Consider the following 16760-nt stretch of genomic DNA (forward strand, 5'->3'; position numbering starts at 1 on the left):
CAACCTTCCAATCACACTCTTGCGGTGTCGTAGCAAGGGAACGGGTAACAAAGACCTCATGGCACGACGCACGAAACCGCGAGCAGAGCAATTGCGCAAACTTCCTTTCTTTCTTTCGACCCTGGCTCTTCTCGGCATAACAAGCCTCGCCCCCGTCCGGGCTTTCGCGTCGAAACCCGATAGCGTTCCAGATTGGGTTCGCACCGCCGCGCAGCAAAAAACTCCGGTCTACCCTCCCGAAACAAACGCAGTGGTTCTTCTCGAAGACACCACCTACACCGTTGCTCCGGACGGCAACGCGGTTGAGCACTATAGACGTGTCGTCAAAATCCTCCGCCCTCAGGGCAGGGAAGAAGGCATCGTCGCTGTCCCCTTTGATAAAGACGCTAAGATCCTCTCCATGCACGTCTGGAGTATCGGTCCCGACGGACACGAGTACGCCGTCAAGGACAACGAGATGGTCGAATACGGCTATCCCGGGCAAGGCAACTTTTTCGTGGATCTCAAGGTCAGGGCGGCCAACGCTCCAGGTCGCGACCCCGGCGGCATTGTTGCCTACGAGTACGAGCAACGCAGTCATCCCTACTTAACCGAAAAGACCTGGTTCTTCCAGAGTGACATCCCGCACCTCACCCAAAGCTTCACCCTCGAGCTTCCCCCCGGCTTCACCTACGGCACGGTATGGGCCCACAGCAAAGAGATCCACGCCGCCGACCTCGAGCACCAACGATGGCGCTGGGAGATAAAAGACACCCCGCCCATTGATCTCGACCACGTCACGCTACGCCCTGCGGCCTTCTCGCTCGAGGGCCGAATGACTGTGCACTACGCAGGTCCCAGCATTCCTGCTCCCACCGAAGGCAGCTGGAAGAGCATCGGCGAGTGGTATCAGGCGATCTCAAAAGACCGCCTTGTCGCAACTCCTGAGATAGCCGCAAAAGCAAAAGAACTTGTCGGCGACAAAACAGATTTCTACGATAAGACCGAGGCCATCGCAGAGTTTGTTCAGAGGCAGGTTCGCTACTTTGTCATCGAGATGGGCATAGGCGGCTACCAGCCTCACTACGCCGGCGAAATCTTCCACAATCGCTACGGCGACTGCAAGGACAAGGCGACCCTCCTCACGACCATGCTCTCTACCGTCGGGGTACATGGCGCTCTCGTCATGGTGGACCATCGTCGCGGCGTCATCGATCCCGATGCTCCGTCCATCGTCGGCGACCACATGATCGCCGCCATCGAAATACCCAAGGGTTACAACTCACCAAAACTCCGCAGCGTCGTTACGGCCAAAACCGGGCGCCAATACCTCATCTTCGACCCCACATGGGACAAAACCGCCTTTGGCCAACTGGAGCATAACCTCCAGGGCGGCTACGGAGTCCTGATGGAAGGCGCCGACAGCCAGCTCATCAAGTTTCCTGTGCTCTCTCCCGATCTCAACACCATTCGCCGCACCGCCAGCTTTCAGCTTCAACCCGACGGCGTACTCAAGGGCACCGTCACCGAGAGACGCTTCGGTGACCTCTCCGAAGATCGGCGCAGCCTCTACACCTCTGGCGACTTGAAAGAACAGACTCAGTACCTCGATCGCGTCCTCGGACAGGACTTCACGACCTTCACCGTCTCCGACTTCAAGGTGCAGAACGCTGAGTCTCTGAATAAAGACCTGACCACCTCGTACACCGTGACAGCAGAACGCTTCGGCAAGCCCATGGGGCCTCTGATGATGATTCGCCCCAGAGTAATCGGCAGCGAACACCTCGAAGCCGATCATAAAAAACGTCACGCAGTGCCAGTCAACCTCGACGAGACGATGCAGGAGAGCGACGACTTCGCCATCGAACTGCCTTCAGGCTACGCAGTCGACGAAATCCCTGATCCCATTAAGCTCGACCTCGGCTTTGCCTCCTACGAGAGTTCCAGCAGCGTAAAAGAAAACATCCTCCACTACACCCGCACATACACCGTTCGCGAGGTCACCCTCCCTTCCGACCGATACGACGATGTCCAGAAGCTCGCCGGTGTTATCGCAGCCGACGAGCAAAACAACGCCGTCCTCAAGAAAAAATAAGCAGTGCAGGCAACGCTTCAAATTCCACTATCAGCGACAAGTAAACCATCAAGGACTTCCACCAAAATGAGTCACACCTTCGGCCGTCGTCTCTTTTGTCTCACTCTTTTTTCTGCCTTGTCTCTCATTTCCTCGCCCTTCGCGCGCGCGCAGTGGACCGTTCCCACTCCCGAAGAGCTGTCGATGACCTCGCAGCCTGAGGTGCCCGGCGCCGCAGCCGTCTATCTCTTCCGCGAAGAGACTACCGAAGACAAGCTACACATGTTCAGCATCTACGTGCGGCTCAAAGTCCTTACAGAACGCGGCAAGGAGTACGCCAACGTCGAGGTCAACTACGAACACAACAGCGACGGCTCCTCCACAACGATTGAAGACGTCCAGGGTAGAACCATCCACTCCGATGGAACCATCATCCCCTTCACTGGCAAGCCGTATGACAAGCTGGTCGAGAAGACTCAGGGCATAAAATTCATGGCCAAGGTCTTCACCCTTCCTAACGTTGAGGTTGGTAGCATCATCGAATATCGCTATAAGTTGCGGCTCGGCGACAACTGGTTCAGAGCGCCCAGCTGGTACCTCCAGTCCGAGCTATACACCCGGAAGTCCCATTACCTTTGGAGGCCAACCGACCAACAGCTCGTGACCAGCGACGATCGCGGGCAGCTCACCAACTCAGTCTTCTGGACTCCGATTCTGCCCCCGGGAACCACACTAGTCCAGAGCCGGCTGCCGTCTCAGCTTTATAGCCACGAGGGCCAACTAAGCCTCGAGCTGAACGCCCATGATCTACCTCCTGTCCCACACGAGGAATACATGCCGCCCCTCGGAAGCTTCACCTACCGTGTCCTCTTCTACTACTCTCCCTATCACACGGGCGAAGAGTTCTGGAAGAGTGAAGGAAAACACTGGGCAAAGTTACGCGACAAGTTCATTGGACCCGGCCCGGCCGTCACCGCGGCGGTACGCGATCTCACCATACCGTCCGACAGCCAGGACCAGAAGCTGCGCAAGATCTACGCTGCGGTCATGAAGCTCGAAAACACCAGCTTCACCCGCGAACACTCCAGCGAAGAGGAGAAATCCGAGGGCTTCAAAGAGATCCGCACGACCGACGATATCTGGACCCGCAAGCGTGGCAGCGACGACCAGCTTGCACAACTCTTTGTCGCGATGGCCCGCGCTGCAGGAATGAAGGCCTATCTCGCTGCAATCACCAGCCGCGACCGCAGCATGTTTCTCGCGGCCTATCTCAACCTCTCGCAGCTCGACGACGACATCGCTATCGTCGAGGTAGACGGCAAAGATCAATACTTCGACCCCGGCACCCGATACTGTCCCTACCAGCATCTGGCCTGGAAGCACACTCAAAGCGCCGGCATACGACAGACAGCATCGAGCTCAGACATGGTTCACACTCCCGGAGAGGTCTACACCTACTCGCGCACTCAGCGAACCGCCAATCTCACCATGGACAGAAATGGCGCCGTCACCGGAACTGTAAAGATGACCTACATGGGTTCGCCAGGTCTTTACTGGCGGCAGCGAGCGCTCACCGGCGACGCCGCCAGTCTCGATCGGGAGCTCAGCACTCACGTCGAACGTCTCTTGCCCAATGGCATGGAGGCCAAGGTCAGCTCAATTGAGAAGCTCGAATCCTACGACGAGCCACTCGTGGTGAAGCTAGACGTCAAAGGCCAAATCGGATCCTCCACCGGCAAGCGGCTGCTGATTCCGAGCGACATCTTCGAAGCCAATGAGAAGCCTGCATTCCCACATGAAAAACGTGACGTGTCAGTCTTTTTCAACTTCACTCACATGAATCAGGATGCGATCCGCATCACCTTTCCGCCAACTCTAACCGTTGAGTCGATTCCAGCGCCCGACACAGTCAAATTCCAGAACTTCGCCGTCTACGGTATGAAGATAGAATCGACTCCGACCACAGTCACCATGCGTCGCGACTATTCACTCGGCGAAATCTTCTTCAAAAAGGAAGAGTACCCCGAGTTGCGCACCTTCTTCTCGAAGATGGAAAACAAGGACCAGGAGAGCATCATCCTTACCTCATCTCCCTCTGCCGCCAACCCGGTTCAACCGGCAGGGAACTGATCGCGCTGCCAGCCTTGGTTTGGTGTTGAGGATCAGGGCAGGCGGCAGACCTTCACAGCTTCGTTCGCATACTCGCAGGCAAACCCCGTTGCCGCGTTCCGCGTCAGCACTACCCACGTCACACCCAGGGGACGCAACTCTGCAGATCGTTCGGAGTCCGATTCGCTACTCAGCCTTGTCTGCGCAGCCTGTCCCTCTGACCACGCGCCCGTGAGCCCGGGTTTATTCGCTACCACGCCGCCATCTTTCGAGTAATCCGGTAGTACGCTGCGTTCCGCAATCGCCCGAAAGCCCTGCGCATCCTCCCCAGGCTTCGTGATGTACTCCGCATCCAACGCGAACATTGCGTTCTTCGGCGTGTTCCGGCTGATCCAGACGAACGCCTGTTCCCACGCATTACCACCGCTGTCTTGCGACCTCCACATCAGCGCTCCCGGCAGTTCAAGATGTCGCGAAGCAGGAAACGTCGTTCTGTCAGCGCAGATCATCACCCCCGCCAGCAGCGAAAATGCCGTTAGCCATCGCCAGGTCTGTCGTTGCAGCACACGCTCCGCCAGCCACGCTCCAAGCGTCAGAATCATCACCACATACACCAGCTGAAAAGTCCGCAATGGCTGCAACCTAGCCACCAGATGCGTAGCCATGCCCATCCGCGCGAACAGTATCGCCACAATCACAGCCACGACACCCGCCGTCATCGCCATCCGTGCCAAGCCAACGCGCGCCGCATCGCCGTCCCTACGCCGCCCCAGTGCAACCACCGAAAGAATCGCCAGCGGCGCCACCAGCCCAACCAACTCATACCAGCGCCACTCGCTCAAAAACCAATACGCCCGCGTCAGCGCCACTCGCAGATACTCCGCACTCTCCACTGGAGCTGCCAACTGTAGCCCCGCAGCCATCGCCACAGCACTCAAGCCAAGCCCCACCGTCCCCCATATCCGCACCGCGCGACGCGGAGACAGCAGCACCCCGAGCAGCAGCACCGATCCCATCGCGTACCCACCCATCAACGGATGCGTCGCGGCCGCCACCGCAACAGCCGCGACACACAAAGCGAGACCGTACCACCGCTCTTCGTCGATCCAAAATCGCGGCAACAAAAACTCCAGCACCCCAACCAGAGCAAGCAGCCCACAGGGAGTCGAGACGCTACGCGCAGTCACATATGGATCCATCAGCATCAACGAAGTCCCTGCAATTGGCAGCGTCAGCCACACCGTCAGCAACGCAACCGCGCCAAATCTTGCTTCGCGAGACGCACAGCATCGCGCCGCCAGCAGCCACCCCGCAAACAACGTCATCCAGAAGGTCGCCAGGTACCCCAACAGCAACACCATCTCGACTCCAAAATGTGATTCACGCACCAATCCAGCCACCACTCGCGCAAACAGCGAATACTGCAGGTGCCCGACCACAAACCCCGTGTCATAGGGATACAATCCCGGATCAAGCAGTCGCTTGACCTCCGGCATATAAAGACCGCCGTCTTCGGCATACGGATGGTACCCGTGAATCAGCACCGCAAAGAAAGTCAGCACCGTCACCAGCGCAGCCGCGAAGCTCCGCTCACGCCGGTACTCCTCCCGTTCAAGCCCTTCCGCAAAGATGGGTGACGCTAACGATGTAGCCAAATACCTCTTGCTCCCGCCGCAATATGATTGTCACAATCTGTTTCAAATACTGAAACACATCCGTTCGTCCTATGTCGTGTCGCGGCATCCCGCCATCAGATTTCACTTAACTCAGATCTCAACCGGTAGATGAACCGCCCGCCGCATAGGTCACTCTTACAACGTTAGACGGTAAATCACATCATCCGCCAACTCGCCGTCCAATAGCCAAAGAAAAACCTCAGATCAATAAGAATCCTCTCATCATTCCGATCGCCAGAGTGGCCCTCCCGTTGCTCTTTAGCGGTGCGGTCATCGGTCGTCGAAAGGAACAACACATGCACATTCACGGCAGTCTAAACACTCAGGTCATGTCGCTCGGTGCGACGCAAGCCAGTCAGCAAGCGATGGCAACTCGAAGGGCAGCAGCTGAGGTGCGCCGTCAGTTGACAAGCTTCGCTTCAGACGAAGACGGTGACCTAGTCACCAGCGTCGATACCCGCCAGGAGTCCGATCCCGACCGTAAAAAAGGGCCACAGCCCGACGACGAAGAGTTCCGAAGCATCTACGTCTCCGTATCTGCCTGACGAACGCTGCTGTCGCCGCGAATGCTGGCCCCGATTCAGAAGATCTAGAAGCCCAGAAGATACAATCGAACCTGTATGCTCCGCCTCTCCAGCCAATATCTCCCTTGCGGCACGGTCCATAGTCTCTGGTCGCGCCGAGAACCAGCATGAGCGCCACACCGACGACCTCAAACGGTCGCAATATGCTCAAGACGGTTCCCGGCGTCCTCGTCAGCATCTTCTTCCTCTGGTACACCTTCCGCGGAATCTCCTTCAGCCAGATTCTCGCCCTTCGCATCAGCCATCCCGCGTGGATCCTCGGCATCATCGGCTTCACCGCCGCCGGCTACACCCTGCGCTGCATCCGCTGGACCCAGATGATGCCTCGCGGACGCCAATCCCTCCGCACCCACTTCCTCGTCTGCGCCCGAGTGCTCATGACCTCGCTCGCCGCCAACAACATCCTCCCCCTCCGCATCGGCGACATCATGCGCATCTTCACCTACGCGGACGATCTTGGCACCTCGCCCTCCATCACCCTCAGCACCGTTATCCTCGAAAAGCTCCTCGACATCTTCGTCCTCGTCCTCATGTTTGTCTCTACCGTGGGCACCATCGCCACGCCACGCCTGCGCCTCATCGCGAACGTCTCCCTCGCCATCTCTGCGATCGGCCTGCTGACGCTCCTGGTCGCCGCCCGCAGCTTGCAACCACCTATCCAGCGCCTCTTCACCCGCCTGCCGCCAAACCCCAAACTCGAAAAGGTCGAACACTGGATCACGCTCGCCCTTGACGCAACCGGCCGCCTTGGTGTCACCGGCTCGTTGCTGCTCCTGCTCCAGACAGTCGTCATCTGGACCTGCGAGGGCATGATCTTTCTCTCCGCCATCCGTCTCCTCGGCTTGCCCGTCGACCGCATCGCCGCCTGGCTGGCAGTCTCCTTTGCCAACCTCTCCTACCTCATTCCCAGTTCACCCGGAGCGATCGGTCCGTTCGAACTCGCAGTCAAAACCTCCCTCGTCAACCACGGCGCGTCCATGTCGCAAGCCGCGGTCTTCGGTCTTGCCATACACGCATGGATGCTTATCTCCGTGACAGGCGCAGGCGGAATCATCTTCCTCATCCATCGTTTCCGTATCCAAAACCACAAGCCGCTACTCGAAGAGATCGAACAGCTCCCAGCGCAGATGCCATAGAAACAAGACACTCTCCCAGCCCAGGACAAGATAAAAAGCCACGGAGTGGCCGCCCCACGCGCAGTGGGCCCGTCCGGAAGGACGCAGTTTCAAGCAAGGAAACCCTCTAGTAGACTGAACGAAGTCCCAAAACCCTCCGAACGCGGTGAATCCGAAGCATGTATCGCACAATTCAGCAGACTTTATTGGCTCGTATCCAGGCCATCCTCCTCGCCAAATACGAGGTCACCCTGACAAACCTCGTAGTCGAGCAGCCACCCAGCATCGCTCTCGGCGAACTGGCCCTCCCAGTTGCCTTTGAATTAGCCAAGCGCCTCCGCAAAGCCCCCCGCGTCATCGCAACCGAACTAGCAGCCGAACTCACCGCGGCCCTCCCCACACTGGAAGGTGTCACCAGCGTGGAAGTAGCAGGCGCAGGCTATCTCAACATCCGCCTCAGCCGCACCGCCGCCGTTCGCCGCATCGCCGCCGACCAGCACGCCGACATCGGCGGTCCCGGCTTCCGCCTCGTCGAGCACACCAGCATCAACCCCAACAAAGCCGCGCACATCGGCCATCTCCGCAACGCCATCCTCGGCGACACCTTCCAACGCCTCCTCCGTCCCGACACCTTCAAGACCGGCTACGAAGTCGGCGTACAAAACTACATCGACAACACCGGCGTCCAGGTCGCAGACGTAGTCGTAGGCCTCGTCTATCTCGAAGGCAAAACCCTCACCAGCACTCGCGAACTCCTCACCGAGCTCATCGAGACCAACCAGCGCATCGACTACTACTGTTGGGACCTCTACGCCCGCGTCTCGCAGTGGTACACCGCCGATCCCGAGCATCTCGCCGCCCGCAAGCAGATCCGCCTCGACACCCTCCATGCCCTTGAAGTCGGCAACAACGACACAGCCGAGATAGCTGACCTCATCTCCACCGCCGTCCTGCGCCGCCACCTCCAGACCATGCAGCGCCTCAGAATCGAGTACGACTTCCTCCCCCGCGAGAGCGAGATCCTCGCCCTCCACTTCTGGGACGCCGCACGCGAACTCATGCTCGAAAAAGGTGTCCTCTACCTCGAAACCGCAGGCAAGAACAAAGGCTGCTACGTCATGCGCCGTGCGGGAACCGAAGAGACCATCGTCAAAGAGGGAACTGACCTCCACCTCCCCGACGAAGATGCGAAGGTCATCGTCCGCTCCAACGGCACCGTCACCTACGTCGGCAAAGACATCGCCTACCACCTCTGGAAGTTCGGCCTCCTCCCCGGCAAAGACTTCGGCTATCAAAAATTTCACGAGTATCCAAATCACTGTTGCTGGATCTCCACGACCCATGGCGAAACACCGCACCCCACCTTCGGCAAAGCCGACCACATCTACAACGTCATCGACTCGCGTCAAAACGACCCTCAGAACAACGTGATCGCGGCACTCCGCGGCATGGGTTACACCGAAGCCGCAGACAACTACACCCACTTCAGCTACGAGATGGTGGCCCTCACCCCTCGCTGCGCCATCGACCTCGGCTACGCCATCAGCGACGAAGACCGCACCAAGTCCTACATCGAAGTCAGCGGCCGCAAGGGCTTCGGCGTCAAAGCCGACGACCTCCTCGACCAGCTCATCGCTGCCGCAAAGTCTGAAGTAGACACTCGTCACCCCGAGATAGAAGCCGCCGAACGCCTCACCATCGCAACACAAATCGCCGTCGGCGCGCTTCGCTACTTCATGCTCCGCTTCACCCGCAACACCGTCATCGCCTTCGACTTCAAAGACGCCCTCAGCTTCGAAGGCGAGACCGGCCCCTACGTCCAGTACGCCATCGTCCGCGCCGCCAACATCTTCCGCAAGGCCAACACCACCGAAGCCGAATCCCTCGCAGCCATCGCCACTCTAGACCTGACCACCCTACTCGACACCGAAGAGGGAAGCAGCCTCTGGGAGACCTGGCTACTAGCCTCAAAACTCACTCTCCTGATCGAGCAATGCATCGCCACCGCCGAGCCAGCCTACCTCGCCAAGTACGCCTTCCAGCTAGCCCAGCAGTTCAACAACTTCTACCACCGCCACCACGTCCTCAACGAGACCGACCCCACCCGCAAAACATTACTCTTAGCCACCGCAGCCGTAGCCCAACGCGAGATGACCCGCGCCCTAGGCTACCTAGGCATCGAAGCCCCACCTGTCATGTAACTAAATCTGTCTCATTAGAAATTGGGTTTAGGGTAAGCCGCAAATGCGTTTTTGAACTCAGCGGCTCACCCTCTTAAGTTAAAGCGAAACCCCCTCTGCTAGAGAGCAGTGCTTCAACGGAACCATTTGCAAACAAACCGGGCACGCAATGTTTTCCGGGATTGGAGTGGGGACGAGCACACTCGTGCTATGACCATGCGTACAGTTTGGTTTGATTAGAATCATCGCTTCACCTCTCAAGCCTATGAACGCTTGAGAGCGGAACTCTACCATTTTCGGGAAATGCAGCAAGATATTGTTGTTAACTAGTTTGAATAACTCCGCACCCACTCCAGAATCGACCGCACCGCAACCCCACTCGGCCCATTCGCAATCCACGGCTTACTCTCATCGTTCCACGCACACCCAGCGATATCCAGGTGCAACCACGGAGTCTCTCCCACAAACTCCTTCAAGAACATGGCCGCCGAGATCGCCCCACCCCAGCGATTGGCCCCAGTATTCCTCATATCCGCGATCTGGCTCTTGATCTGCTCTTTGTAGTCGTCCGTGCAAGGCAGCCGCCAGAACTTCTCCCCCGTAATATTCGCAGCGTCCGCAAACTTCTGCCACGTCGCCTCATCATTCGAGAACAGCCCCACATTCAAAGTCCCCAGCGCCACAACACAAGCCCCAGTCAGCGTCGCTGCGTCGATCAGGTGCGTACACCCCAGCGTCTTCGCGTAGTGCAATCCATCCGCAAGCACCAGCCGACCCTCGGCGTCCGTATTCACCACCTCAATCGTCTTACCCGACATCGCCGTAACAACATCGCCCGGCTTGAACGCCTTACCATCCGGCATATTCTCCGCCGAGCACACCACGCCGATCACCTTCACCTTCGGCTTCAGCTGCGCAATGGCCCGCATCGCGCCGATCATCGCGCCCGCGCCCGCCATGTCGTACTTCATCTTCTCCATGCCTTCAGCGCCCTTGATCGAGATCCCACCCGTGTCGAACGTAATCCCTTTCCCCACCAAACCCAGCACCGGAGCGCCCTCAGCAACCGTCTCCCCCTTCTTCAACTGCGGCTCATACGTCATCACAATCAACGCGGGCGGCTCGTTCGATCCCTGCGCCACCGCGGCAAACGCACCCATCTTCAACTCATCGAGCTTTGCGGTCGAGTGCACCTCACACTTGATCCCAACCTCCGCGCACATCGCCGCGGCACGTCTTCCCAACTCCGTCGGTGTCAATACATTTCCCGGCTCATTCACCAGCGACCGCGTAAAATTCTGCGCCGCCGCGACAATCAGCCCAGTATCAAATCCTTCCTGAATCTCTGCCCTGGTCGATTTCTCTGATTCATTCGTAATCACGGAAAGCGTCCGTACCGAACGGTCCTTACGTTCACTTCGATACGTGTCCCAGTCACTCTCTGCAACTTCCGCCCCCTCCACCAGCGCACGCGACAACAGCGTGCATGGCAGAGACTCCAAATGCTCATCCGACAACGCATGATCCTCGGGAAATGCAATCGCTACCTCCCGAATCCCCAGAGGCTTGGCCGCACGCACCGCCGTCCCCGCACCCTTCCGAACCTCATCCACCGTCAGCGTCTCCGACTTGCCCAACCCCACCAGCAGCAGCCGTTCTGCCTTCAGGCCACCCGGACCATGCAGTAGCAGCGTCTCTCCCAGAGTCGCTTTAAACTCACCCGTCGCCAATACCTTCGCCGCTGCGTTTGTCACCGCATCCGAGGTCGTCAACAGAGCAGGCAACGGCTCCGCATCCTTGCCAACAGCAATGTCCACTGCAAAGACTGCCAGCATCGGCGTCTGCGACGCAGCAGCGTCCTGAATAAGTAACTTGGTGTCCATGTATCTATCGTAACTCGACTTGAGTTGAATCAGTGCTAACGAAATGCACGAAAGTAGACCTACCTTCGTTGACTCCGCGCAACCGCCGCCTTCGCCTCGCTATCGGCCTCGCGCTTGCGTTCCGTTGCCCGTTTATCCCACTCCTGCTTGCCCTTCGCCAGCGCCAGTTCGCACTTCACTCGCCCATTCCGGAAATAAAGCCGCGTTGGGATCAGCGTAAATCCCTTCTGCTTCGTCATACCTTCGAGCTTCCGCACCTCGTTCTTGTGCAGTAGCAATTTACGAGTACGCAGAGAATCATGGTTCATCGCATTCCCATGCGAGAACGGACCGATGTGTGCATTCAGCAGAAAGCACTCTCCGTCCTTCAACAGCCCATAGGCGTCCTTTAGATTAGCCTTCCCCTCGCGGATCGACTTCACTTCGGTCCCGCGCAGCGCAACGCCAGCCTCAAACTTGTCGGTCAAAAAATAATTAAAACTAGCAGACCGGTTGAACGCAGCGTCTCTCTTACCGGCTGCCACCGGGTCGCGGTCCTTCTCCTTCACCACCGGCTTCGGTTGGTGGGCCACCGTCGGGTTGGACATAGAACGAGGCATGGAATCTCTTACTTTAACATGTCTGCAACTTTAGAATGACTTGTACTCCTCACCGCCTGCAGAGCTGCGCGTCTAACAGGAAGCCAGTTGCCGGGTCCGGCATCAGTCTGCCCAAGTCCTTTAGCTGCGAGGCGTACTTCAAACGTCCGTGGACCATGCAAGCTTCCTGCCCACTTTTGACGAGGTTCATATTGCACCAAATGCTATACTTACCCGAACGTAGCAGCCTGGCAGACACCGCCGCAACTGGCAGCGTCTTGACTTGCAACAACCTCCCGGCAGGCACGAAATCCGGCCATCGCCATACTCTTCACGGTACAAAGGACATAGACGGAAGCAGCATGGGCCGCGGGTACAAATCAATCAGCACACTATCAATAGTTCTTCGTCGCGCCCTCCTCCTCGTGCTGCTCTGCTGCGCAGCAGCCCTCGGCTCCGCGACAGCGCATGCCCAATCCGCCAGCGCATGGAACAAGCGCGGGCAGGAGGCAGAGGCAAGGCAGAACTACGACGTGGCCATGGATGACTACCACCAGGCCATGCTCAAGAACCCCAGCGACCTGCGCTATAAAACCCGCTTCGAACACACCAGGTTTCTCGCCTCTGTTGGCCACGTCGACCGTGGCCGCGTTCTGCGTCAAAGCGGGGACATAAACGGCGCACTCACCGAGTTTAAACGTGCTCTTCAGATCGATCCCTCGAATCAAACCGCCCAGCAGGAGATCGATCAGCTTCAGCAGGTACTGGACAACCCGCAAGCGAATGCGGCTCCCCAACGAAATGAGCAGGTATCGAGACAGAACGAGACCCTCGACACCATCGGCTCCATCTCCGGCCCTGTGGAACTCAAGCCGGTCTCAAACGACCCCATCACGCTGCACATGGTCGAAGATGTAAAGGTTATCTATCAGGCGATCGGCAAAGCCGCCGGCCTCAACGTCCTCTTCGATCCCGACTACACCTCCAAACGCATTCCGGTCGACCTCACCAACGTCAGCCTCTCGGACGCACTCCGCATCGTCGGCACCATCGCCGGCACCTTTTACAAAGCCGTCACACCCAACACCATCTTCGTCGCACAGAACACCCGCACCAAGCGCACCGATCTCGATGAGCAGGCCGTCCAGACCTTCTACCTGACCAATGCAAGCCAGCAGAACGACGCGAATGAAGTCGTCATCGCCATCCGAAATCTGCTCGACCCAAGTGTCAAGATCTATCTCGTCCCCAGTCAGAACGCCATCGTCATGCGTGCAACCCCGGACCAGTTGCTCCTCGCCCAGAAGCTGCTGAACGACCTCGATCGTGCACGCCCCGAAGTCGTAGTCGATGTCGCGGTCCTTGAAGTCAATAAAAACTTTGAACGAAATCTGGGTATCACGCTCCCGCAGTCGGTCACCATCACCCCGCAGGCAAACCCGAACGCCACGGCGACGAGCACCACCAACACATCGACAACCGGTGGTACCACCACGACAACATCGAACTTCACGCTTAACTCGCTTGCTCATCTCAACGCGAACAACTTTGCCGTAGCCATCACCGGTGGCACCGTCAACGCCCTCCTGACCGACTCAAACACCCGCATCCTGCAGAACCCCAGCATCCGCGCAACAGACGGCCAGCGCGCGACCCTCAAGATCGGTCAGAAGATTCCCATCGCCACCGGCTCCTACAACGCCGGCGTGTCTACCGGCGTCGCCAGCATCGGCGTCCAGACCCAGTTCACCTACATCGACGTTGGCGTCAACATCGACATGACCCCGACAGTCCACTACGACCACGAGGTCACCCTCAAGCTGAAGGTCGAGATATCCTCTGAGGCCAACAGCGTAACGATCTCAGGCGTCACCGAGCCCATCATCGGTCAGCGCGTCGTCGAGCAGACCATTCAACTGATGGACGGCGAACCCAGCCTCCTCTCCGGCATCATCAGTTCAACGGACTCGCTCAACATCAACGGCACTCCGGGTCTCGGGGAACTGCCCATCCTGAAGTACTTCTTCTCCTCGCGCGACAAGATCTCCAACAAAGAGGAGATCGTCTTTCTTCTCATCCCTCACATCGTCCGTGAGTCTGTACTCACCCGCACGAACACGCGTGCCATTGACACCGGCACAGGCCAATCCATTGAGCTGCGTCGCGATCCAAGCGCCGCCGACCGAGGCGCGGATGGTGCCAACCCCCTCTATCCCAAGCCCAGAATCGGACAAGCCACCACCGCCGCCAACGCTGCCTCTGCAATGGTCCAGCAACTCAGCCAGCAGGCACAGCCAGTCCAGCCTCCAGCAAACAGCGCGGCAGCCGCAGCCACCGCTGCGAACGGCGCGATGCAGCAACTCAATCAGCAGGCACAGCCGCCAAGCCCCGCAGCCACCGCAGGTGGTCCGCCAATCAACTTTGCCGTGGCCCCGGCCGACTCCAACCAGTCCGTCGGCAGCACCTTCCAGGTCTCCGTCATGCTCAACAACGGAAAAGACGTCTTCTCTGTTCCTCTCCAGTTGAAGTTCAACTCAGCCGTGCTCCAGCTCGTCAACGTCGACGCAGGTGACTTCCTCGGTCGCGACGGTCAGGCCACCTCCATCGTCCATCGCGACGACGGCAACGGTCTCGTCGCCATCTCCACCAACCGTCCGCCCAATGCAGCCGGCGTCAGTGGTTCAGGCAGTCTCTGCACCTTGACCTTTAAGGCCATCGCGCCGGGTGACTCCACCCTCTCCCTCGTCAAAGTCGGCGCTCTCAACAGCGCGCAGGCCAATCTTCCGGCCGTCGGTTCGCAGGCCGTGGTGCATGTGAAGTGAGCCTCCGTACCAACCCGGGCGCCCCACATCCGAATTCTCGGAAATGGGGAACCCCGGCAGTCAATCGCCAGTCCGGCCTCACTCTGGTCGAACTCATCATCTGCGTCGCGATCGTCGCTGTTCTCGCCTCAGCAGCTATCCCAATCGCCCGTTTTCAGGTCAAACGCGTTAAAGAGCGTGAACTCCGCCGCGATCTATGGGAGATGCGCGACGCCATCGACCGATACAAGGACGCCGCCGACAAGGGGGCCATGATGACCAAAGCCGACAGCTTCAACTACCCGCCCGATCTGCAAACCCTGGTCGACGGCGTCGAAATCCAGGACAAAAAAGTAAAATTTCTTCGCCGCATTCCCGTCGATCCCATGACCAACAGCGCCGAATGGGGCCTCCGCTCCAACCAGGATGACGCCGACTCCGACTCTTTCGGCGGCCAGAACGTCTTCGACGTCCACACCAAGAGCACCGGAACCGCACTCGACGGCACAAAATACTCCACATGGTAGCCACATCTCCAATCCGCGCCGCCCGTTCCCGCTGGACATCCGCCCGCGCCGCCAGGCCCTATTGGTTGTCGCCGTTTTTTTTGTTGTCATCCGACACTGCCAGCTCTCCTTTGTTGTCATCCCGCAGCGCAGCGGAGAGATCTGCTTCTCGCCTTTCTCCGCAGAATCCCCAAAAGCAAGTCAACGTAACACAGCAAGGCTTCACCCTGCTCGAACTTATGATCGTCATGGTGGTCATCGGCCTGCTCGCCGCCATCGCCATCCCCGCCTACACCAGCAACATCCGCAATGCGAAAGAAGCCACCCTCAAAGAGGACCTCCACGTCCTCCGCCAGGCCATCGACTCCTACACCGTCGACAAGCAAAAAGCCCCCCAGACCCTCGACGACCTCGTCCAGGCCGGCTACATCAAAACCATGCCCGTCGACCCCTTCACCCGCCGCACCGACACCTGGCTTCCCGTCCAGGAAGACACCCTCATGAGCCTCGACCAGACCGAATCCGGCATCGACGACGTCCACAGCGGCTCCCAGCTCACCGCCGCCGACGGCACCTCCTACGGCACCTGGTAGATGTCCCAGCTCAATCTCTGGAAGAAGCACCTCGGCTCTGTCCCGGACTCCGTCTGGAGCCGAATCAACCTCGAAGTACTCATCCTCGCCGACAACGATCTCCACGAGATCTCCGAAAACATAGGCAGCCTGAAAAAGCTCCGCACCCTGGATCTCGGCCACAACCACCTCACCCAGCTACCCGACTCTCTCGGCGACCTCGACGGCCTCACCGACTTCCTCTACCTCCACGACAACCGCCTGGCATCCCTCCCATCCTCCCTTGCAAAACTCACTCGCCTCGCCTACCTCAACATCAGCTCCAACGCCTTCGCGCTCTTGCCCGACTGCGTCCCCATGCTCTCCGGATTGTTCGAGCTCAGGGCCACCGACAACCTCCTGACCACCCTCCCCGACTCAATCGGCCACCTCTCGAACCTCCGGGAGCTGCATCTCAGAAACAACCAACTCACCACCCTCCCAGACTCGATCGGCATGCTCCACGACCTCCGCCAGCTCGACCTCCGAGGCAATCCTCTCAAGACCTTGCCGGCATCCATCGCCACCCTTCCTTGGCTCGAAAAACTGGACCTCCGATGGGTGCCAACCATCGACCCTCCCCCGTGGATAGAAAACCTGAAAGCGCGAGGCTGCCTGGTCTACTCCTAGCCGAAACCTCTCTCGCTACTGCTCACGAAAAGGC

General features: G+C 58.7%; 12 protein-coding genes. 9 read left to right on the plus strand and 3 right to left on the minus strand.

Translation table 11 applies throughout. The features are described from left to right. Positions 1 to 91 precede the first annotated feature (91 nt). Both RBB82_RS21510 and RBB82_RS21515 read left to right on the plus strand, forming a co-directional pair. Positions 92 to 2074, plus strand: a complete 1983-nt coding sequence (locus tag RBB82_RS21510) for a DUF3857 domain-containing transglutaminase family protein (protein ID WP_433972778.1) — start codon at positions 92 to 94, stop codon at positions 2072 to 2074. Between the two features lie 183 nt (positions 2075 to 2257). After that, positions 2258 to 4183, plus strand: coding sequence for a DUF3857 domain-containing protein (locus RBB82_RS21515; RefSeq protein ID WP_433972779.1), 1926 nt, complete (start codon positions 2258 to 2260; stop codon positions 4181 to 4183). Between the two features lie 32 nt (positions 4184 to 4215). Here RBB82_RS21515 and RBB82_RS21520 read toward each other — a convergent pair whose 3' ends face one another. After that, on the minus strand, positions 4216 to 5817 hold the full coding sequence (locus RBB82_RS21520) for a hypothetical protein (protein ID WP_433972780.1): 1602 nt from the start codon (positions 5815 to 5817) through the stop codon (positions 4216 to 4218). 317 nt (positions 5818 to 6134) lie between these two features. Here RBB82_RS21520 and RBB82_RS21525 point away from each other — a divergent pair, with 317 nt between their 5' ends. The 3 genes from RBB82_RS21525 to RBB82_RS21535 all read left to right on the plus strand — a co-directional run bounded on the left by RBB82_RS21525 (position 6135) and on the right by RBB82_RS21535 (position 9738). Further along, positions 6135 to 6383 (plus strand): hypothetical protein, encoded by a 249-nt coding sequence (locus RBB82_RS21525; RefSeq protein WP_433972781.1) that lies wholly within the window; start codon positions 6135 to 6137, stop codon positions 6381 to 6383. A 146-nt stretch (positions 6384 to 6529) separates the two neighbouring features. Further along, positions 6530 to 7558, plus strand: a complete 1029-nt coding sequence (locus RBB82_RS21530) for a lysylphosphatidylglycerol synthase transmembrane domain-containing protein (protein WP_433972782.1) — start codon at positions 6530 to 6532, stop codon at positions 7556 to 7558. Positions 7559 to 7716: 158 nt separating this feature from the next. After that, positions 7717 to 9738 carry an arginine--tRNA ligase gene (locus tag RBB82_RS21535; RefSeq protein WP_433972783.1) on the plus strand — a complete coding sequence of 674 codons (2022 nt, stop codon included), beginning with the start codon at positions 7717 to 7719 and terminating at the stop codon, positions 9736 to 9738. Positions 9739 to 10043: 305 nt separating this feature from the next. Here the strand turns inward: RBB82_RS21535 and RBB82_RS21540 are convergent, their stop codons facing one another. Both RBB82_RS21540 and smpB read right to left on the minus strand, forming a co-directional pair. Further along, positions 10044 to 11600 carry a leucyl aminopeptidase gene (locus tag RBB82_RS21540; protein WP_433972784.1) on the minus strand — a complete coding sequence of 519 codons (1557 nt, stop codon included), beginning with the start codon at positions 11598 to 11600 and terminating at the stop codon, positions 10044 to 10046. Positions 11601 to 11659: 59 nt separating this feature from the next. Then, positions 11660 to 12199: an SsrA-binding protein SmpB gene (smpB, locus tag RBB82_RS21545; RefSeq protein WP_433972785.1), complete on the minus strand. Its 540-nt coding sequence runs from the start codon at positions 12197 to 12199 to the stop codon at positions 11660 to 11662. 200 nt (positions 12200 to 12399) lie between these two features. On the opposite strand from smpB, the gene RBB82_RS21550 reads away from it, so the two are divergent. From RBB82_RS21550 to RBB82_RS21565, 4 genes are read left to right on the plus strand one after another with little or no spacing between them, the layout of a single operon-like run. Further along, positions 12400 to 15000: a cohesin domain-containing protein gene (locus tag RBB82_RS21550; protein ID WP_433972786.1), complete on the plus strand. Its 2601-nt coding sequence runs from the start codon at positions 12400 to 12402 to the stop codon at positions 14998 to 15000. Beyond that, positions 14997 to 15506 (plus strand): type II secretion system protein, encoded by a 510-nt coding sequence (locus tag RBB82_RS21555; protein ID WP_433972787.1) that lies wholly within the window; start codon positions 14997 to 14999, stop codon positions 15504 to 15506. The genes RBB82_RS21550 and RBB82_RS21555 overlap by 4 nt, the downstream gene beginning before the upstream one ends. Further along, complete coding sequence (locus RBB82_RS21560; protein WP_433972788.1) at positions 15500 to 16078, plus strand: type II secretion system protein; 579 nt, start codon at positions 15500 to 15502, stop codon at positions 16076 to 16078. Before RBB82_RS21555 ends, RBB82_RS21560 begins: the two co-directional genes overlap by 7 nt. Then, entirely contained in the window at positions 16079 to 16726 is a 648-nt protein-coding gene (locus RBB82_RS21565; RefSeq protein ID WP_433972789.1) for a leucine-rich repeat domain-containing protein, read from the plus strand. Positions 16727 to 16760: the final 34 nt, after the last annotated feature.

Origin of the sequence: Tunturiibacter lichenicola (assembly GCF_051013355.1) — a bacterium.
GTDB classification, from domain to species: Bacteria; Acidobacteriota; Terriglobia; order Terriglobales; family Acidobacteriaceae; genus Edaphobacter; species Edaphobacter lichenicola_F.

Bases quoted from the DNA above. Each gene is read 5' to 3' on its own strand.
- RBB82_RS21525 (WP_433972781.1), top strand. From the start codon at position 6,135: ATGCACATTCACGGCAGTCTAAACACTCAGGTCATGTCGCTCGGTGCG.
- RBB82_RS21540 (WP_433972784.1), bottom strand. From the start codon at position 11,600: ATGGACACCAAGTTACTTATTCAGGACGCTGCTGCGTCGCAGACGCCG.
- smpB (WP_433972785.1), bottom strand. From the start codon at position 12,199: ATGCCTCGTTCTATGTCCAACCCGACGGTGGCCCACCAACCGAAGCCG.
- RBB82_RS21560 (WP_433972788.1), top strand. From the start codon at position 15,500: ATGGTAGCCACATCTCCAATCCGCGCCGCCCGTTCCCGCTGGACATCC.
- RBB82_RS21535 (WP_433972783.1), top strand. From the start codon at position 7,717: ATGTATCGCACAATTCAGCAGACTTTATTGGCTCGTATCCAGGCCATC.
- RBB82_RS21550 (WP_433972786.1), top strand. From the start codon at position 12,400: ATGCTATACTTACCCGAACGTAGCAGCCTGGCAGACACCGCCGCAACT.
- RBB82_RS21530 (WP_433972782.1), top strand. From the start codon at position 6,530: ATGAGCGCCACACCGACGACCTCAAACGGTCGCAATATGCTCAAGACG.
- RBB82_RS21565 (WP_433972789.1), top strand. From the start codon at position 16,079: ATGTCCCAGCTCAATCTCTGGAAGAAGCACCTCGGCTCTGTCCCGGAC.
- RBB82_RS21515 (WP_433972779.1), top strand. From the start codon at position 2,258: ATGACCTCGCAGCCTGAGGTGCCCGGCGCCGCAGCCGTCTATCTCTTC.